Raw genomic sequence first — 19,820 nt, forward strand, 5'->3', positions numbered from 1 at the left:
TCAATCCTTGGAAATAGCTTGAAAAAGTCGCCGCTGCGGGTCGGTTCCGACGTTCTCGCGCCCCGCAGTGGCGCATGCCCTTTCAGTAATGTGAAAATGTGAATCTCATCGCACATTCAAACGAACAGGGCAATCGTTGCGCTGAGGATACTATCGCATCGATGAATTCGAGTGCCAGAATTCCGGCGCGATGCTACTTCTTCGCGCCTGCACAACGGATGGATGCAAGACTGCCTGGATCACCGGAGATACGTGTCAACAGCGCCTTGCTGTCGCTGGTCAGGGCACAGGCATGGACGCCGATGGTGACGCCATCCTGCGGAAGCGTCTTGCCCTTGGTGTCGAACGCGAGCCGCCAGCGATTCTCGGCCGGAGCGCGGAACAGGGCGACAACGCCGAGCACTGCACTTCCTTCACTCAGCTGCTCGGACAATTCCTGCCGGGCACCCGGGGTCAGTACGACCTCGTTGACCGAAAGCAGGTCCGCGCCGAGTGCAGCCTGCTCGCCGGCCTGGTCGAGGAAAGCGTTGAAGGGAGCCTGTTCGAAGCGTTGCAGACTGCGCAGATGGTAGACCTTGACCACCGCGGCCGTCGCCCGCTTGTCGTTGCCGGCGTTGAGGTTGCTGCCGGCGTACAGGCGCAGCGGAATGGTGGGGGGCGCCTCGGGCTTGCCCTCGCGGATGCCCACGGCCTGGAGGGTCTTGTCCATCGCCTTGCCCAGCTTGCTGTCACTGGCACAACCGGTCAGGGACGTGGACATGACCAGGGACAAAATCGTGACGGATATCACGCGATGGGATGAGAAAAGTTGCGCATTCATGTGCGGTCGGTCGGCTCGGGATGCGGGGCGAAAATTGAGCGTATAAGTACTTTCTGCTCGCGGATATCACATCGGGATGTGAAGGTTGTGTCTATCAAATTCGCCATATTCTTGACGAAATTCACTATACCGACGCGTATTCGCGAATGTACACTGCCGCCGACAGGGGCAGGAATCCCGTGCGTTGTATCGGCGGAGATTCGGCTTCCTTGAGGAACTAATTTCGACGAGGGATCACTATGGAAGTGAAGGCAATGGGGAAGGCTGTGTACCGGCCGATGTTCGCGCTGATGTTGCTGTCGGGCCTGGCGGCCTGCTCATCGGCGCCGAAGAAGGCCGAGGTCGTGCCGTTCGAAACGACGCTGAGCAACGCCGAAGCACAGGTCACCACTGGCGGCGCCGATGCCGCGATCAGTGCGTTCGAACTGGCGGCCAAGGCCGACCCGACGCGCAAGGAGCCGTGGGTACGCATCGCACAGCTGCAGTTCGACCAGGGCCAGTACGCCCGCGCGATCGTCGCAGCCGAGGAAGTACTCCAGCGCGATCCCAATGATCTGGTGGCCGATGGTGTGATCACCGTCGCCGGCTTCCGTGTCGCCAACCAGTCGCTGACCCGCCTGCAGGGCCGTGGCGCACTGGCGTCGGACACCGCACGCAAGGAAGCGCAGACCCTGGCCACCACCCTGCGCAACACCATGGGTGACGCCATTCTCGACCCGACGCCCAAGCCCAAGCCGCGCAGCCGCGCCCGTGCAGGCCGTGCCGCGGCTCCCGCCGCCGCTGCCCAGCCCGCCGCGACGCAGCCGGCCAAGCCCGCTGCCCGCTCGAACACCTCCGATCCGTTCCAGAACATCGGCAACTGATCCGGAACCGGCCCCAGTCAGGAGACACTCATGGCCAAGAAGGAAAGCATCCAGAAGCGGCTGCAGAAGATCCGCCCGCCGCGCGTCCAGCTCACCTACGATGTGGAGAAGGGTGACGCGATCGAGCAGAAGGAACTGCCGTTCGTGGTCGGCGTGATGGGCGATTTCAGTGGCAATCCGGAACAGCCGCTGCCGAAGGTCAAGGATCGCAAGTTCGTCAATGTCGATCTGGACAACTTCGATGAAGTGATGGAAGGCGTCGCACCCCGCGCGGTCTATCGCGTGCCGAACAAGATCAGCGACGACGGTGGCGAGTTCGGCGTCGAGCTGAAGTTCAATTCCATCGACGACTTCCGCCCCGAGGCGGTGGTCCAGCAGATCGAACCGTTGCGGCGCCTGCTCGAGTCGCGCACCAAGCTGGCCGATCTCCGCAACAAGCTGGCGGGCAACGAGAAGCTGGAAGACCTGTTGACCGATGTGCTCAACAACACCGAGCAGCTGAAGAAGCTCGGCGTGACCAAGGAGGACTGATCGATGTCAGCCGAAGCCAGCCAACTGGCCACCCAGGCCGCCGTGGCCGAAGAGGTGGGCCTGCTCGACCAGATCGTCGAGAAGAGCAAGGTCGCCAAGTCGCAGACCGAACATGATCGTGCCAAGGACATCATCGCCGCGCTGGCGAAGGAAGTCCTGGACGGTACCGTGGTGGTCTCCGACAACCTCAACCTCACCCTTGATGCACGCATCGCCGAGATCGACCGGATCATTTCCGAGCAGCTCAGCGCGGTCATGCATGCGGAAGCCTTCCAGAAGCTGGAAGGCAGCTGGCGGGGCCTGCACTACCTGTGCCAGCAGACCTCCACCGGCCCGAACATGAAGATCAAGGTCTTCAATTCGCCGCAGAAGGATCTGGTCAAGGACTTCAAGTCGGCCATCGATTTCGACCAGAGCGCGCTGTTCAAGAAGGTCTATGAAGAGGAGTTCGGCACCTTCGGTGGTGCGCCGTTCGGCGCCCTGATCGGTGACTATTTCCTTGGCCGCCAGCCGGAGGACATGTACTTCATCGAGCAGATGTCGCACGTCGCCGCTGCCGCGCACGCGCCGTTCATCTCCGCCGCCAGCGAAGGCATGTTCGGCCTGGAGACGTTCACCGACCTGGGCAAGCCGCGCGACCTGGCCAAGGTGTTCGACACGGTCGAGTACGCCAAGTGGAAGTCGTTCCGCGAGAGCGAGGACAGCCGCTACGTCGGCCTGACCATGCCGCGCTTCCTGGGGCGCCTGCCGTACAACCCGAAGGACGGCACCACTGTCGAGGGTTTCAACTTCGTCGAAGAGATCGAAGCGGCCGACCACAGCAAGTTCCTGTGGTGCAACACCGCCTACGCGATGGGCGCCCGGCTGACCCAGGCGTTCGAGAGCTTTGGCTGGTGTGCAGCGATCCGCGGCGTGGAAGGTGGCGGCCTGGTCGAGGATCTGCCGACCCATACCTTCCGTACCGACGACGGCGAAGTGGCGCTGAAGTGCCCGACCGAGGTGGCCATCACCGACCGTCGTGAGAAGGAACTCAGTGACCTCGGCTTCATGCCGCTGGTGCACTGCAAGAATACCGACTACGCCGCGTTCTTCGGCGCACAGTCGGCACAGAAGCCGAAGAAGTACAACACCGATTCGGCCAATGCCAACGCGATCCTGTCTGCCCAGCTGCAGTACATCTTCGCGGTCTCGCGTATCGCCCATTACCTCAAGGCGATGATGCGCGAGAAGATCGGCAGCTTCGCTTCGGCGGGCAACGTCGAGGAATTCCTGAACCGTTGGATCGCCCAGTACGTGTTGCTGGACGACAACGCTTCGCAGGAAGCCAAGGCGCAGTTCCCGCTGCGTGAAGCCTCTGTGCAGGTTTCGGAGGTGCCGGGCAAGCCTGGTGTCTACCGCGCGGTGGCCTTCATCAGGCCGCATTTCCAGCTCGATGAGCTGTCTGTTTCGTTGCGTCTGGTCGCCGAACTGCCGGCGTCCGCGAAAAAGTCGTAACGATTTGCTGTAACTGAAGCGTCCAGGGGAGTCCGCTCCCCGGATTGCAGTGACGCTTATTTCAAGAGGGCGTAGCCCCCCTTAACCGCCAGGCCCGCGCCTGGCACATCAAATCTCACGGAAGAACGGAATTTAGGAGACCAGATATGCAGCACGCTTTCCTCTCGATTGACACCATCAAGGGCGAGTCGCACGACGACAAGCACAAGGACTGGATCGAAATCCAGTCGTTCTCGCAGGATCTGTTGCAGCCGCGTTCGGCCACCGCGTCGACCTCCGGCGGCACCACCGCAGCCCGCGTGAACCTGTCCCCGATCGAAATCACCAAGTCGATCGACCTCGCCTCCACGGCCCTCAACCAGGCCGCCTCCAACGGCACCACCTTCCCGAAGGCGCAGATCCAGTTCATGCGCGCCGACAAGGACGGCAACGCGATCAATTACTACACGGTCGAGCTGCTGAACGTGCTGGTCCACCGCGTCACCACGACCGTGGACAAGGAAGGCATGCCGCAGGAAGTTGTTCAGTTGAGCTTCGGCGCCATCAAGTGGACTTACCAGCAGCAGAAGCCGGAAGGCGGAGTTGGTGGCAAGACCGTGGCGCAGTGGAGCGCAACCAAGAACATCCCGAACTACACCGTGTGATGTTGTGTCGCTGCGATGGCGCCTCGTGCGCCATCGCAGTCTGATCGCCGGGCAGGGCCAGGAGCGGCCTTGCCTTTGCTGCACCGCTGCCGCCCGCACGGATGCCGAACCTGAGTGGATCGACCAATGAAGGGACTCGAACCCAGCCTGCTGGAAAAACTGTTCGACGACGCCCCCAAGCAACCGGGCGCCGGGCCGGTATTCAAGTCCGTCTCGCTGGAGCAGTACAAGGAATCCATCGCCCGCGACCTGGAGGGGCTGTTGAACTCGCGCGCCGCGTTCCAGGAAGGCGACATGAAGGAATTCCCCAATTGCCGGCAATCGCTGCTGACCTACGGGTTGGCGGACTTCTCCGCGATGAGCCTGGCCAACGCCTACGATCGTGCCGCCATCTGCCGCTCGCTGGAGCAGGCGGTGGCGCGCCATGAGCGCCGCCTGCGCAACGTCAACGTCCATCTGGACGCGGGCAACCAGTTCGCCGGTGGGCTGCATTTCACCATCCATGCGCTGCTCGACCTGGAGCCTGCACGCGAGCCGGTCAGCTTCGACGCGATGCTGCAACCCTCGACCCTGCAGTACCAGGTCACCCGCGCACGCCGCACGCAGGCCGCCTGATGCAGGACCTGCTGCCTTACTACGAACGCGAGCTTGGCTACCTTCGCCGTTACGGGCGCGAGTTCGCCGAGCGCTACCCGAAGATTGCCGGTCGCCTGCAGCTCTCCGCCGAGGGCAGCCAGGACCCGCATGTCGAGCGCCTGATCGAGGCCTTCGCGCTGCTCAGTGCGCGCGTGTCCAAGCGCATCGAAGATGACTATCCCGAATTCACCGACGCGCTGTTGGACGTGCTTTATCCGCACTACCTGCGGCCGTTCCCGTCCTGTTCGATTGCCCATTTCGACCTGGAGGGGGTGGCATCCAAGCTGAGTGCGCCGGTGCGCGTGCCACGCGGCACCGCCCTGCAGAGCCGGCCGGTGCGTGGCGTACCGTGCGAGTTCCGCACTGCCTACGACGTCGTGCTCGCGCCGATCGGCGTGCAGCAGGTGGTCTACCGCAGTGTGGCCGATGCACCGATGGCCACGACGCTGCCGGCCGGAACCGGTGGCCAGATCTCGATGGGGTTCCAGCTGCTGTCCGATCAGCTGGGTTTCCACCAGTTGGGAACCGATCACCTGCGCCTGTTCCTCGATGGCGAGCCCTCGGTGCGCGCGGCCCTGCGTGATGCGCTGATGCTGGGGGTGAAGGCGGCATACGTCGAGTCCGACGGGGATGGTCGCTGGCGCCGCCTCGACAAGGTGCCGTTGAGCGCGGTTGGGTTTGCCGATGACGAGGCGCTGATCGATTTCCCGGCGCGTTCGCATCCTGCCTATCGCCTGCTGACCGAGCTGTTCGCCTATCCGGAGAAGTTCGGCTTCGTCGACCTGCACCTGCCCTCGGTGACGGCAGGTGCCAGCCGCCGTTTCACCCTGCATCTGGTGCTGCAGGCGCACGGCCAGGACCGTGGCAACACGATGGTGCTGGACGAGCTGGGTGTGCACAACGTGCGGTTGGGGTGCACGCCCATCGTCAATCTGTTCCGCACCAGTGGCGAGCCGATCCGTGTCACCCATCGTACGGTGAACTACCCGGTGCTGGCCGATGCCCGCCGCGCGTTCGCCTATGAAGTGCACTCAATCGATTCGGTGCATCGCATCCGGCAGACCCCGCAGGGTGAGCTGATCCAGGCCTTCCGCCCGTTCTATTCGCTGCATCACGGGGAAGACCCCGAGCGCACCGGTCAGTACTGGGTGGCGCGCCGTGACGAGGACGTGGCGCGGCAGAGCCCGGGCTTCGAGACCGAGATCAGCTTCGTCGACCTGTCATTCAACCCGGTGCTGCCGCAGACCGATACGGTCAGCCTGGAACTGACCTGCAACAACCGGGACCTGCCCAACCAGCTGGCCTTCGGTGTGGCGGGCGGTGACCTGAGCATCGAAGGTGGCAGCCCGGCCAAGGCGATCAGCCTGCTGCGCAAGCCGACCAAGCCGCTGCGTTTCCGTCACGGCCGCAACGCCCAGTGGCGCCTGATCTCGCATCTGTCGTTGAACCAGCTGTCGCTGACCGCCAGTGGCCTGCCTGCGCTGAAGGAGATGCTGCGCCTGTACGACCTGTCCGGCAGCAACGTCTCGGCGCGGCAGATCGACGGCATCCTCGAGCTGCAGCAGACGCCGGTGACCACCTGGATGCACGGCCGCCAGTTCGCCTCGGTGGTGCGCGGCCTGGAGATCCGCCTGACGATCAATGAAGCCCATTTCGTGGGCACCGGTGTGGCCGCCTTCGCCCAGGTGATGGACCACTTCTTCGCACTCTACGTGCATGCCAACAGCTTTACCCGACTGGTGCTGGTTTCCGGCGACAGCGGGGAGGAGATCGTCCGATGCCCAGCGCGCAGCGGCGAATCGATCCTGGCGTAGCCCAGCAGCTGCTCACCGAACCGCACCGCTTCCAGTTCTTCCAGGCGGTGCGGTTGCTTGAGCAGGTGTTCCAGCGGCAGGGCGTCAAGCCCGGCCAGGCCGTGCCGATGCGCGTGCGGTTCCGCAACTCGCTGTCGCTCGGATTCCCGGCCACCGAATTGTCGGCCGAGGGCGAAGTGTATTCGCTCAAGGGCGAGCGGCTGCAGGATCGCGAGGCCATCGAACAGGCCCTGCATGGCGAGGAGCTGGCTGAAGTCCACCTGACCCCGCAGTTCATGGGCCTGCTCGGCACCGCCGGCGCCTTGCCGCTGCACTACACCGAAACCCTGCAGCTTCGGGAGTTGTACCAGCGCGACCGGACCGCGCGTGCGTTCCTGGACATCTTCTCCACCCGTGCGGTATCGCTGCACTACGCTGCCTGGAAGAAGCATCGCCTGGCGTTGCAGTACGAGCTGGATCGCCGCGAGCGCTTCCTGCCGCTGGTGCTGTCGCTGCTCGGCATGGGCATGAGCGAGCTGCGCGACCGCCTGCACGAAGGCGAGGGCGAGATCTTCGACCAGGCCGTGGCCTATTACGCGGGCGCAGTGCGCCAGCGACCGGTGTCGGCGGCGCTGATGCAGCGCGTGCTGTCGGACTACTTCCAGGTGCCGCTGCACCTGGAGCAGTTCGTGGGCGCGTGGTACCGGGTCCCGACCGGGCAGGCCACGCGGCTGGGCCAGGCCAATGCCGTGCTGGGCGCCAGCGCGTTGGCCGGCGATCGCGTCTGGCAGCGCGACCTGCGCCTGCGACTGCGCATCGGCCCGCTGCGCCGTGACCAGTTCGATGCCTTCCTGCCGGGCGGCAGTGCGGCCGAAGCGCTGTCCAAGTGGTTGTCGCTGCTGACCGGCGGCATCCTCGAATACGAAGTGCGCCTGGTCCTGCGCGCGGAAGATGTGGAGGGCAGTTCACTCGGCATGGGCGGCGGTGTGCGCCTGGGCTGGGACAGCTACCTGTGCACCGCGCCACAGGCAACCCCGCGTGAGGACACCACGTATGGCATCCACACGCTGCAATGACATCGTGCCGGTGGTGTTGGTGCCGCCGGCCCCCGAACGGTTCCAGCAAGGAGTGCGCGTTTCCGCATGAGCATCAACCTCAAAACCCTGATCAGCAAGCTGGACGACACCTGCCGCCAGGCGGCCGAGCGCGCTGCGAACCTGTGCATGGCGCGCGGCAACTACGAGGTCGACCTGGAGCACCTGTTCCTGGCGCTGCTCGAGCAGCCGCAGAGCGATTTCGTGTTGATCGCACGGCGCAGCGGCATCCTGCCCGAGTCGCTGGAGCGCGATCTCAATGATGAGATCAGCCAGTTCAAGACCGGCAACAGCCGCACGCCGGTGTTCTCCCAGCACATTCCGAAGCTGTTCGAGCACGCCTGGCTGATCGCCTCGCTGGACTCGGAAACCACCCGCATCCGCAGCGGCCACCTGCTGCTGGCGCTGCTGACCGAGCCCGATCTGGCCCAGCTGGCCTATCGTGGCTCGAAGCTGTTCGTGCGCTTCAAGCGCGATGAGCTCAAGCACGACTTCGCCAAGCTCACCGAGGGCTCGCAGGAAGCGGTCCAGACCGTGCGTTTCGCCGATGCTTCGGCCGGCGGTGAAGCCGGCGAGGGCGACGACGCGGCGCCGGCTGAGGCCAAGGGCGGCTTGTCGAAGACGCCGGCGCTGGATCAGTTCACCACCAACCTGACCCAGCGTGCGCGCGAGGGCAAGATCGATCCGGTGATCGGCCGCGATGGCGAGATCCGCCAGGTGATCGACATCCTGATGCGACGCCGCCAGAACAATCCGATCCTCACCGGCGAAGCCGGCGTCGGCAAGACCGCGGTGGTCGAGGGCCTGGCCCGTCGCATCGCCGACAAGGATGTGCCGGACGTGCTGCAGGGCGTGGAGCTGCACACCCTGGACATGGGCCTGCTGCAGGCCGGTGCCAGCGTCAAGGGCGAGTTCGAGAACCGCCTGAAGAACGTGATCGACGAGGTCAAGAAGAGCCCTCACCCGATCATCCTGTTCATCGATGAAGCCCACACCATGATCGGTGCTGGCGGTACTGCCGGCCAGAACGATGCAGCCAACCTGCTGAAGCCCGCGCTGGCGCGTGGTGAACTGCGTACCATCGCTGCCACGACCTGGAGCGAGTACAAGAAGTACTTCGAGAAGGACGCCGCACTGGCCCGTCGCTTCCAGGTGGTGAAGGTCGAGGAGCCGAGCGAGGCACTGGCCGCGGCGATGCTGCGCGGCATGGTCGGGCTGATGGAATCGCACTTCAACATCCGCGTGCTGGATGAGGCGGTGACCGAGGCGGTGCGCCTGTCGCACCGCTACATCAGCGGTCGCCAGCTGCCGGACAAGGCGGTGAGCGTGCTCGATACCGCGTGCGCCAAGGTGGCATTGGGGCAGAGCGCCACGCCGGCCATCATCGAAGACACCCGCAAGCACCTGGACCGCCTGCAGGCGGAGATCGGTGCACTGCAGCGCGAGACCGCTGGCGGCAGTGACCAGCATGGGGAGCGCCTGGCCGAACTGCATGCGCAGCAGGCCGAAGCGCAGGCCGTGCTGGCCAGCAATGAAGAACGCCTGGGCCGCGAACGTGACCTGGCCGGCCGCATCGCCACACTGCGCCAGCAGATGGAGCAGGGCGAAGCCGCGTCGGGTGAGGCCGAGCCGGCCAGTGACGAGGGCGACGGTGATGTCGCCGTGGCCAAGCCGGCCGCCAAGCGTGGCAAGGCCAAGCCGGAACTCTCGCCGCAGCACGCCGAACTGGCGCGGTTGCAGGCCGAGCTGCGCGAGCTGCAGGGCGAGACCCCGATGGTGCCGCTGCAGGTGGATGGCACCGTCGTGGCCGAGATCGTCTCGGCATGGACCGGCGTGCCGCTCGGACGCATGGTCAAGGACGAAATCCGTACCGTGCGCACGCTGGGCAACCTGCTGGTCGAGCGTGTGATCGGCCAGGATCATGCGCTGGACGCGATTGCCCAGCGCGTGCGCACCGCCACCGCCAAGCTGGAAGATCCGAACAAGCCGCGCGGCGTGTTCATGTTCGTCGGCCCGTCCGGCGTCGGCAAGACCGAGACCGCGCTGGCGCTGGCCGACATCCTGTACGGCGGTGAACGCAAGCTGGTCACCATCAACATGAGCGAGTACCAGGAAGCACATAGCGTGTCCGGCCTGAAGGGCTCGCCGCCTGGCTACGTCGGCTACGGCGAAGGTGGCGTGCTGACCGAGGCCGTGCGCCGCAATCCCTACAGCGTGGTGCTGCTGGACGAAGTCGAGAAGGCCCATCCGGACGTGCTGGAGATGTTCTTCCAGGTGTTCGACAAGGGCATGATGGATGATGCCGAAGGTCGTGAGATCGACTTCCGCAACACCCTCATCATCCTCACCTCCAACATCGGCTCGTCGCAGATCATGCAGGCCTGCCTGAACAAGCCGGCCGAAGAGATCCCGGGTGCCGAAGCGCTGTCCGATGCGTTGCGCCCGGTGCTGATGCGCACCTTCAAGCCGGCCTTCCTGGGCCGCCTGAAGGTGGTGCCGTACTACCCCATCAACGATGACGTGCTGGCGCAGATCATCACGCTCAAGCTCGGCCGCATCCGCGACCGCGTCATCGCCAACCACAAGGCCACCTTCAGCTGGGACGACAGCCTGGTGGAGGCCGTGCTTGCACGTTGCACCGAAGTGGACTCGGGTGCGCGCAACGTTGACCACATCCTCAACGGAACCCTGCTGCCGGAAATCGCCGAGAGCGTGCTGGCGGCAATGGCCGAGGGGAACCGGATCAACGCCATCAAGGTCACCGCCGGCAAGAAGGGTGACTTCAAATACAAAGTGTCCTGACACTGAGCAAAAGGAGAACGCTATGGAATTCTATGGATTTGACCGCGAAGCCGCCCTCAACCACTGCGACAGCCTGGAACTGGGCCTGGGTCGTGAACTGGACCGTGTGCGTGCCTGGAACCGCCTGCGCCCGGAGCACGTGATCGAACTGCTGGACACCGCCGTGCCGGCCGCCCGCCAGGATGCACGCAACATCGCCGCGCAGATCAGCCGCGGTTCCTGGCGCATCCACATGGATGCCCCGGTGGTCGGCAAGCCGCAGCTGGTGAGCAACGTGCGCGAACTGCAGATCACCGCCGGTGGCCGCGACTACCGCCTGAAGATCAGCGAAGGCGTGCGCCTGCAGCTGGAAGAGATCGTCCAGGCTGCCTGATGGCCGTGCGTGCCTGTCGCCCCTGCAGGGGCGCAGGCCGCGCGGAAGCGGGAAGCGGAGTACACCGATGCGCATGCCGCATGCAGACCACCTTGAAGCACGGGAAGCCGGGGAAGCACCATGGATCTGGTAAACAACCTGCGGGCCGCGCTGGCCGGCCCTTCGCACGCACAGCGCTTCCTGCGGCTGCACACGTCGCTGGGGAGCGACGTGCTGGTGGCCGAAACCCTGGATGGCGTCGAGCAGATCGACGGCATCGGTTTCCAGTGGACGATCACCGCCCTGTCGTTGGACGCCGGCCTGCAGTTGGCGCCGCTGATCGGGCAGGGCGCGCTGCTGCAGCTGCAGCAGGCCGACGGCAGCCTGCGTCCGCTGCATGGCCGTATCACCGCCGCCGAGCGGCTGGGCAGCAATGGCGGCCTGGCCCGCTACCGGCTGCGCCTGCAGCCGTGGCTGGCGTTCCTCTCGCAGCGGGTGGACAGCTACGTCTTCCACGACAAGACCGTGGTCGAGATCGTCGAGGACCTGTTCGCCGACTACGGCGGACTGGCACCGGCCTGGCGCTGGTCGCTGGGCGACGCCAGCCAGTACGCGCGGCGCAGCCTGACCACGCAATACCAGGAAAGCGACCTGGCCTTCGTCCAGCGCCTGCTGGCCGAAGAGGGCATCTATTACTGGTTCGAGCATGCCGGCGAGCCCGGCAGCGCGGACTTCGGCACGCACACCCTGGTGCTGGTCGACCACAGCCATGACACGGCCGAACTGGGCAGCGTGCGCTTCCACCGCCGTGACGAGAGCGAGCGCAGCGACAGCGTGCAGCAGTGGTCGACCGCGCACCGCTGGCGGCCGGGCAAGGTCGAGCGTGCGACCTGGGATTACCGCACCCTGGAACGCCGCCAGGCCAGTGCCGAGGCCGGGCAGGGCAACGACCTGGGCATCGTCGACCGCGACACCTGCGGCCCGTATGGCTGGCAGGACAACGCCCGCGGCCAGCGTCGCGCACAGCAGCACCTGGATGCGCTGCGCGTGCGCGCGCACACGATCGAAGGCGCCGGCCAGTGGCGAGCGCTGGCGCCGGGCGCGCGCTTCGGCCTGTCGCAGCATCCGCAGGTGGGCGAGGACGCGTCGTTCCTGTGCCTGTCGGTGCGGCACCAGGCGCGCAACAACCTGGATGCCGACGTGTTCGACGCGCTGGAACAGACCCTCGGACCGGCCAGCGTCACCGTACCGACGCTGCCTGGCGCACTGTCCGGGCTGGCCTATGGCGATGCGCCCGATGACGTGTCCGCCGCGTTCTACGACAACCGCTTCGTGGCCATTCCCTCCGAGGTGAGCTACCGGCCACAGACTGGGGACGGCCATGGTGCACACCTGCATCCGCGGCCGACCATCACCGGCACGCTCAGTGCCATCGTGGTCAGCGACGGTGACCCGCTGCTGTCCGACCGCGATCACCGCATCAAGGTGCAGTTCCCGTGGCAGCGCGGCGGCAACGCCAGCAGCGGCCAGGCCCACCCCGGTGGCGATGACAATGCACCGGCCAACGGTGGCGCCTGGACCTGGGTGCGGGTGATGACGCCCTGGGCTGGCGACAACTGGGGCGGCGTGGTGCTGCCGCGCCGTGGGCAGGAAGTGCTGGTGGCGTTCCTGGAAGGCGACATCGATCGCCCGGTAGTGGTCGGTGCGGTCTACAACGGCCGTGGCCAGCAGGATGCGCAGCACAACCAGATCAACGGCGGTGGCGCCAACGCCACCGGCAACGCCGCCGCCTGGTTCGAGGGCAATGACCACGCGGCCGTGTATATCGGCTTCAAGAGCCAGGCGCTGGCCGACAGCCAGGGCGGCACTGGTGGGTATCAGCAGCTGCGCTTCGACGACACGCCCGGGCAGGGCCGCGCGCAGCTGTCCACCACCCAGCACGAGACCACGCTCACCCTGGGGCACCTCAAGGGAGGCCAGGACAACGTGCGCGAGGGCGAGCGCGGCTTCGGCGTGGAGCTGGCCACGCAGGCCCAGGGCGCGCTGCGCGCCGGCCGCGGGCTGCTGCTGACCACCGAGCAGGGCACGCCTCAGATGGCGGCGCCGCAGGCACTGAGCCAGCTGCAGGAAAGCCAGCAGCTGCTGCAGCAGCTGGCAGAATCGGCCGCCAACCAGCAGGCGCAGCTGCCGAGTGACCCGAAAGAGCTGCCGGTCGATACCACCCTGACCGAGCTGCAGGAAGCGCTGCGTGCCACCCACAGCGGCAGTGCCGCGGGCAGCATCGCGGGCGGCGACGGCGAAGCGCCCGGCTGGAGCGCACCGGTGCTGCTGGGCAGTGGCGTGGCCGGCGTGTTGAGCCTGACCCCCGCCGACCAGGTCTGGGTGAGCGGCACCCACACCACCCTGGCCAGCGGCGTGGCGCTGAACTGGATGACGCAGGGCTCACTGACGATGGCCGTGGCCGGCGGCCTGGTGCTGTACGCCGCGGGCGTGCAGCCCAGTGGCGAAAGCCCGAACCAGGAGCGCGGCATCGCGCTGCACGCGGCACAGGGCAAGGTGAGTGCGCGCGCGCACAAGAACCAGGCGATCGTGGCGGCCAAGACGCAGGTGCGCATCGCCAGTACCGAAGCGGACGTGCAGCTGTCGGCACCGAGCAAGCACCTGCTGGCGACGGCGGCGGGTGCCTACATCCGCATCGAAGGCGACAACATCGAGCTGGGCGCGCCGGGAAAGGTGGAATTCAAGGCGAGCCAGCGGGAGTGGGTGGGGCCGGCGAGTGTCAACGCACCGCTGGTACTTCCTAATCCAGCTGACGCCTACAAGCTCAAGTACGTGCTTCGCGATTTCGCGGGAAAGCCAATGCCGAATTCACCGTACGTGCTTGTGATGCCCGATGGTAGTACGCGGGAAGGCACTACCAATGCGCAGGGTGAAACCGAGCAGGTGGTGACCAAGGGCCCGCAGAACATCCATCTCTTCGTCGGCGACGGTGAAACCAAGCACGAAGGCTATTACCTCAACGACGAAGCGTAAGCGCGCAGACCGCTGCGGCGCGACAAGGAAGAGATCATGGCAACTGGAAACTTCAGACTCTATTACCTGGCTGACAATGGCCAGCAACGACCGGCTGCGAACGTCCGCTATCGGATTCTGCAGTTGCCCGATCGCAATGAAGTCGTCAATGGAACAACTGACGCGCAGGGTCTCACGAAGTTTGTGAACACTACGCCGAATCCGCTGCAGAATCCCCTGGACAAGGGGGTCAAACCTGGATTTCAGGTCCCCTATTTACCGCCGAGTACGATTCGGTTCCAGCTGGAAGTCTGGGATTTCGATCAGCGCAAGTGGGGGCAGCCAGATTTCGCGGGCCGCCAGAAGAAGGCGGTGTCGCACGATGTCGAGCTCCAGCTCAACAGCACTATCATGACGATGGCGCCGATTCAGTGCGCGCTTGAACTGCAGCCCTACTTCCGGGTGAAGTTCCAGATGCAGGCCGACCAGAAGGCAGTGCCAAATGCTCCCTATCTCGCCTATGCGGTAGATGCAAAGGGACGTGAAGTTGCTGGCACTGACGCAGCCGGCCGACCCATAAAGGGCAATACCGATAAGAACGGTATGACGCCACGCATCAGCTGCAACGGTCGTCGCCGGTTCCACTTCAATCTCGGTGGGACAAAAGTGGGCCGTAGCACGGATATGCTGGATCCACTGATCAAGGGGCAATCCACCACACTGTACGTGCTTGGCATGAAGAGCCAGGTTGCGATGAGCGAGTCCGGGCAGGGTCGCACAGCGAGAGTTGACGGGAAGATCAGCGCACCGGCGATCCTCAACGCCGAGGCGCGGGAGCTGCTGTTGCTGACGCCGGATGTCTGGAGTGAGTTCGAGGAGCTCAGCGGCATGATCGAAAACACCATGGCCGGCCTGCATCGATCGCGCGCCAATCTCGACAACGCACTTCAGGGCCGGGATGCAAATGCGGTCGCTGCCGCGGAAAAGGCGTTGGGCATCGCAGAGGACGACGTAGCGAAGATGCTCAATGAGAACTTCTCGAAGCTGACCGACCTGAAGGAAGTCGTTACCTTCGAGACGTACGACAAGGGGCGCCATGCAGGAGGCAACATGGCGGAGCGATCGGGCCTGCGCCGTCGTTACATTCCTGCCAAGAAATACGAAGAAATCAAAAAGCGTCGAATCATGGGCATTCCGACGGCGGTGAACACCTCCGTCGGCACCAAGATCAAAGGCGGTCCGGTCAGTGGCTCCAGCGAGGGGAAGCACGAGGTCACCGGAACCAAGCCATTCGATGCGGCGGACTTCAAGAAGTCCCTCCGCACGATCACGCTCTCTGCGAAGGCCGAGACGAAGATGGATCCGTTCGTCTTCGACATCATCGAGTCGGGCGGAAATGAGTTCGTCGAGCATGTGAAGAAAAGTGATTCATACGAAGTTGCGAGCGCTTCGCAGTGGCTTCGCTTTGTTGCAGGTGCGGGGGCAAGCAGTGCTGCAACATGGGATCCTTCAAAGGGTGTTGCTTCTGCAAAGGCCGAGGCCAGTGCGTCGGCCAAGTTGATTCTCTTTGAGGGGAAATGGACCCATAGCTATTCCGTGCCCAGCATCAAAGGCTGGCAGATGCAGTTTGGCGACGTGGATCTTGGCGCTATTGTGTTTGTCCTGTCCTGCGACCTGTATGGATTCGTTGGCGCGAAGGGAACCTTGGCTGGTTCCGCCGAAATCAAGTATGTGCAGAAAAAGCCTGTTGCCACTGCGGTCCAGCGTGATCGCTCTGATTCGTTGGCAGAGAATTTCGATACGCAGCGAGGGTTGCCGCGAGCGCAGATGGACCCCAGGAGGGTCCGTATGTTCGGGATGAACGAGTCAGCAGCGAAGGAGAGTGGCGTCGGCGTTCACATCAACGCGGAGGTCTTTGCGGGTGTTGAAGGCGGAATCACGCCTTCCGGAGATCTGCGCTGGTTACCGCCAGATCGGAAAGATCCCGTCAGCTTCGCAAAGATCGCCCTGGATGTCGCAGTGAACGCTGGCGCTGGCGCGAGTGCTCAGCTGCATATCTTCTTCAACAATGGAAGGTTCCGCATCAAGGCCTCGGCGCGGCTGTGCTGGGGGGTAGGGGCTAAGGGCGCGGTTGAGTTTGCCGTTGATGTGGGAGGGATGAAGGAGTTCGTGAAATGGGTCTTCTATCAGTTGGCCCACGCAGGATTTATCAGGCTTACCTATATTGCGCAGGCTGCATTTGAAGCATTATCCAAGCTGTTGTTCATTGTTGTGGCTGAGGATAGCAATATGGGTAAGGCTCTGGCTCAGACCGTGGACGATATCAATGAGCGCTTCGATACGCTGCAGGCGCGGCTACAACGGGCCAGTGCTCGCGACGCGCTTGTAAATCGAATTAATAGCAAACCAGATTGGCTCATCTACGCGACGCCGGAAACCAGAGGGATGCTGCTCTACGCTGTTACCCGGCACTACCCTGAATCACATGCACGCAATCTTCCTGAGTTCTCTCCGGGTTGGGGCGACATCGAGATCCACGCGCTTCCCGGGCATAAGCAGGCGGTGCTGAATATTCTGCAGCCTGTCACGTCCAGGCCGGAATGGATGAATGTCATGCAGCACATGACGATCGATGGGGCGCGTAGACCTGACGGAGGAAAGGCGGAAGGCGATGTGGTGCGCTTCCTCGACTACGGCTACTCGTTGAACAATGATCTGCCTAACGTGTTCGGCACGATGAACAAGCACTCGCGCGACAAGGTCGGCGATGTCGGAAACTCCTATCTCCAGTCATTTCTTGAAAAGCGCTCAAAGCTGCTCAATGAATTCCCGAAGGGATATGAAGTAGCGCAGATCATGACGATCGATGACCCGGTCCAATTGGCTGCGCTCGACGGCACTGAGGCACCGACGTTCGCGATGATGGATCCCCCAGGACTCTGGCTAGAGCGGGACGATCAGACTATGCTTGCATGAGCACTGGAGGGCGGCAGAAATTTGCCGCCCGCCTAATGCCTCCGACGGGTGTGCTCAGGCCTCAGTTCTGGGAGACACAGCGGAACCCGTGGCTCCTGTTCTGATTGGAATCGATCTCACTGCCATCGATGTCCTTATTCTTCGGAGGATCCGGAAGGCGATGATCGCGAGTAAAGGTCATTGAAAGCAAAGCGAGCGAATCACCACCGCGATTGCTATTCCCACGGATGACCTTCTCTGTGCCGCTCTTTGGGCCGGAAGGATTTCTTGAGTCGCCGCCAGAGTACGTCTCCTCATACCAATCTTGGACCCATTCGTAGCCGTGATCAATCATGTCGTACAGTCCAGCGGGATTGGGGGGGAACCTACCCAGGGCGGTTCCGCTACCATCCTGGTGCTGGGAATAGCTTGCGACATTGCGGCCATCATCGACTGTGCCTGTATCGGTCGGATACACAACCATCTTTCCGCCTGAGCGCGCTGCGAATTCCCACTGCGCCTCGGTGGGAAGTGTCAGCTTCCGGCCAGATGCCGCTCCGGCCCACGCGCAGAAGTCCACAGCGTCCTGCCATTTCACTCCTGCAGCGGCTTTGAGATCAGCGCGATATCGCCTTGCGTCGAGATCGGAGGTACCCACCCTAGGGCGGCCAGTCGCGTCCGTAAAGGCATCAAAATCCTCAATCGATACCTTGTGGGCCATGATCGAAAAGCCGTCCAGCGTGATCTTTCGGAGGACGTCATCATTCATTGCTCCGCTATAGGGCAGTTTGTCCTCGTTGTGTACGGGGCCAAAATCGCCCATGAGGAACGAGCCTCCCTTGATCGGCACCAGGTCCGACATGATCTTCTGCTGAGTGGCTGCACCGGAGCCGGGGTCCATCTGAGCAGAAGGCTTCTTCTCATCCTTGGCGCATGCAGTGGTAGTAAGCGGCAGGATGGCGAGCAGGACGGCTGTCCGAAGTGAAAGCATAGACATGAAGAATTCCTTTGGCCGAGCACTGCATATTAGCAGCGGATGTGGTGTGCCAAGTGAATTCCACGTGGCGACAAGACGGATGTGATTGTCTCTATCTTCAGGGCCGCTCAATCCACTTTGTGATGCCTTTGTCCCGCTCTTTGGATTCGTCTCACGATGGGCGCGATCCGTCTCCCGGCCTGCCTGGGAGCCCGTAGATTCTGCTGTCGCTTGGAGCGCTACAGACGGGTGGTCCCAAGCCCCGTTTCAGACGCGAGTGGATACTGCAACAACCGTTTCGTGGCCATTCCCTCCGAGGTGAGCTACCGGCCGCAGACCGAGGGCGGCCATGGTGCACACCTGCATCCGCGGCCGACCATCACCGGCACGCTCAGTACCATCAATAATGGCCCCCCCAGGGCTCTGGCTGGACCGGGACGATCAGACCAAGCTTGCCTGAAGGGAGGCGGGCGACAGTACTCTGTCGCCCGCCTGCTACTTCCGGAAGGAGTTCTCAGCACTCAGTCCTGACTGACGCAACGGAATCCATAGCTCGCGTTCTGGTTGGCATCAATCACATCACCCTCGGAGTTTAGAATTTTCTCCGGTTTGGGGGGGCGGTGATCACGCGCAAAAGTCATTGATGTGTGTACGAGAGAATCGCCGCCGCGTTTGCTGCTTCCGCGCAAGACCTTCTCGATGCCATTTTGGGGGCCTGTAGGGTTGCGGGCGTCACCTCCGGAGTAATTCTCCTCATACCAGTCCTGTACCCATTCGAAGCCATGGTCCGTCATGTCGTAAAGTCCAGCAGGATTGGGAGGGAACTTACCCAAGGCAGTTCCGCTACCGTCATCGTACTGGGAGTAGCTCGCAACATTGCGGCCATCATCGATACTCCCTGAGTCGGTCGCAAATACCACCATTTTGCCGCCCGATCGCGCCGCGAATTCCCACTGCGCCTCGGTTGGGAGCGTGAGCTTCCGACCTGACCCCTTCCCGGCCCATGCGCAGAAGTCCATGGCATCCTGCCACTTCACTCCGGCAGCGGCTTTGGGATCAGCGCGATAAAGCGTCGCGTCGATCTTCGAAGTACCCACCTTTGGGCGACCTGTAGCGTCCGTGAAAGCGTCAAAATCCTCAATCGACACTTTGTGGGCCATGATCGAAAAGCCGTCCAGCGTGATCTTCCGGAGAACGTCATCATTCATTGCACCGCTGTAGGGAAGTTTGTCCTCGTTGTGCACGGGGCCAAAATCGCCCATGAGGAACGAGCCTCCTTTGATCGACACCAGGTCCGACATGATCTTCTGCTGAGTAGCTGCACCGGAGCCGCGGTCCACTTGGGCAGATGGCCTTTCCTCCTTGGCGCATGCGGTGGTAGTAAGCGGCAGGATGGCGAGCAGAACGGCTGTCCGAAGTGAAAGCATAGACATAAAGGTTTCCCTTGTCCGAGCACTGTAAATTAGCAGAGTATGTAACATACCAAGTGGGTACCATGTCGCCGCCGGATCGCTTTGACCGTCGCATCTTCTAGGTGGCTCTATCCAGTGGGTCACGTTCTCCCCATCTATTCGGCGCCCGTCTGTCTAGAGGTGTGATCTATCGCTCGCCGTCTCTCGGAGAACCTGCGGATTTTGCCGTCGTTCGGCGTCCTACAGAGGCATGGCTCCAAGCCCCGGTTGCGGCTCAAGCAAGTGATGCGACAATCATTTCGTGGCCATACCGGCTGAAGGGAGGCGCTTCCTTCCGATGCGTGTGCATCAGGCACGCCGAGGTTGTTGAATGCTGGCTGAGACTGCCAGTTACCCCGCCGCCCTAGGAGCTCTGATTCTGGTGGCTGCGATCGGA

General features: G+C 63.3%; 14 protein-coding genes. 11 read left to right on the top strand and 3 right to left on the bottom strand.

The features are described from left to right. Positions 1-193: 193 nt before the first annotated feature. Positions 194-820 (bottom strand): type VI secretion system lipoprotein TssJ, encoded by a 627-nt coding sequence (tssJ, locus tag VPH47_RS08265; protein WP_368850485.1) that lies wholly within the window; start codon positions 818-820, stop codon positions 194-196. Positions 821-1,074: 254 nt separating this feature from the next. On the opposite strand from tssJ, the gene VPH47_RS08270 reads away from it, so the two are divergent. The 11 genes from VPH47_RS08270 (at position 1,075) to VPH47_RS08320 (ending at position 17,017) form a co-directional block, all read left to right on the top strand. Then, complete coding sequence (locus VPH47_RS08270; RefSeq protein WP_228756418.1) at positions 1,075-1,683, top strand: tetratricopeptide repeat protein; 609 nt, start codon at positions 1,075-1,077, stop codon at positions 1,681-1,683. 30 nt (positions 1,684-1,713) lie between these two features. Further along, a complete protein-coding gene (gene tssB, locus VPH47_RS08275) occupies positions 1,714-2,214 on the top strand; it encodes a type VI secretion system contractile sheath small subunit (RefSeq protein WP_110712667.1) in 501 nt (166 codons plus the stop codon). Positions 2,215-2,217: 3 nt separating this feature from the next. Next, positions 2,218-3,708, top strand: coding sequence for a type VI secretion system contractile sheath large subunit (gene tssC, locus VPH47_RS08280; protein WP_110712666.1), 1,491 nt, complete (start codon positions 2,218-2,220; stop codon positions 3,706-3,708). 146 nt (positions 3,709-3,854) lie between these two features. Further along, positions 3,855-4,352: a type VI secretion system tube protein Hcp gene (locus VPH47_RS08285; RefSeq protein WP_006465355.1), complete on the top strand. Its 498-nt coding sequence runs from the start codon at positions 3,855-3,857 to the stop codon at positions 4,350-4,352. 126 nt (positions 4,353-4,478) lie between these two features. Further along, positions 4,479-4,967, top strand: coding sequence for a type VI secretion system baseplate subunit TssE (gene tssE, locus VPH47_RS08290; protein ID WP_057496761.1), 489 nt, complete (start codon positions 4,479-4,481; stop codon positions 4,965-4,967). After that, the gene (gene tssF, locus VPH47_RS08295; RefSeq protein ID WP_153856123.1) at positions 4,967-6,802 is read left to right on the top strand and encodes a type VI secretion system baseplate subunit TssF; all 1,836 of its coding nucleotides are present in this window, start codon (positions 4,967-4,969) and stop codon (positions 6,800-6,802) included. Before tssE ends, tssF begins: the two co-directional genes overlap by 1 nt. Next, complete coding sequence (tssG, locus tag VPH47_RS08300; RefSeq protein WP_110712663.1) at positions 6,766-7,857, top strand: type VI secretion system baseplate subunit TssG; 1,092 nt, start codon at positions 6,766-6,768, stop codon at positions 7,855-7,857. The genes tssF and tssG overlap by 37 nt, the downstream gene beginning before the upstream one ends. A gap of 66 nt (positions 7,858-7,923) precedes the next feature. Further along, the gene (tssH, locus tag VPH47_RS08305; RefSeq protein WP_368850486.1) at positions 7,924-10,677 is read left to right on the top strand and encodes a type VI secretion system ATPase TssH; all 2,754 of its coding nucleotides are present in this window, start codon (positions 7,924-7,926) and stop codon (positions 10,675-10,677) included. Positions 10,678-10,699: 22 nt separating this feature from the next. Continuing rightward, positions 10,700-11,050 (top strand): hypothetical protein, encoded by a 351-nt coding sequence (locus tag VPH47_RS08310; RefSeq protein WP_008268344.1) that lies wholly within the window; start codon positions 10,700-10,702, stop codon positions 11,048-11,050. A gap of 120 nt (positions 11,051-11,170) precedes the next feature. Beyond that, entirely contained in the window at positions 11,171-14,062 is a 2,892-nt protein-coding gene (gene tssI, locus VPH47_RS08315) for a type VI secretion system tip protein TssI/VgrG (RefSeq protein ID WP_368850487.1), read from the top strand. 36 nt (positions 14,063-14,098) lie between these two features. Continuing rightward, positions 14,099-17,017: a DNA repair protein gene (locus VPH47_RS08320; RefSeq protein ID WP_368850488.1), complete on the top strand. Its 2,919-nt coding sequence runs from the start codon at positions 14,099-14,101 to the stop codon at positions 17,015-17,017. Positions 17,018-17,078: 61 nt separating this feature from the next. On the opposite strand, the gene VPH47_RS08325 is transcribed toward VPH47_RS08320, so the two are convergent. Together VPH47_RS08325 and VPH47_RS08330 are read right to left on the bottom strand one after the other, a co-directional pair. Continuing rightward, complete coding sequence (locus VPH47_RS08325; RefSeq protein ID WP_368850489.1) at positions 17,079-17,993, bottom strand: formylglycine-generating enzyme family protein; 915 nt, start codon at positions 17,991-17,993, stop codon at positions 17,079-17,081. Between the two features lie 500 nt (positions 17,994-18,493). Further along, the gene (locus VPH47_RS08330; RefSeq protein ID WP_368850490.1) at positions 18,494-19,405 is read right to left on the bottom strand and encodes a formylglycine-generating enzyme family protein; all 912 of its coding nucleotides are present in this window, start codon (positions 19,403-19,405) and stop codon (positions 18,494-18,496) included. Between the last annotated feature and the right edge of the window lie 415 nt (positions 19,406-19,820).

The organism is Stenotrophomonas sp. WED208 (assembly GCF_040984485.1).
Taxonomy (GTDB): Bacteria; Pseudomonadota; Gammaproteobacteria; order Xanthomonadales; family Xanthomonadaceae; genus Stenotrophomonas; species Stenotrophomonas riyadhensis.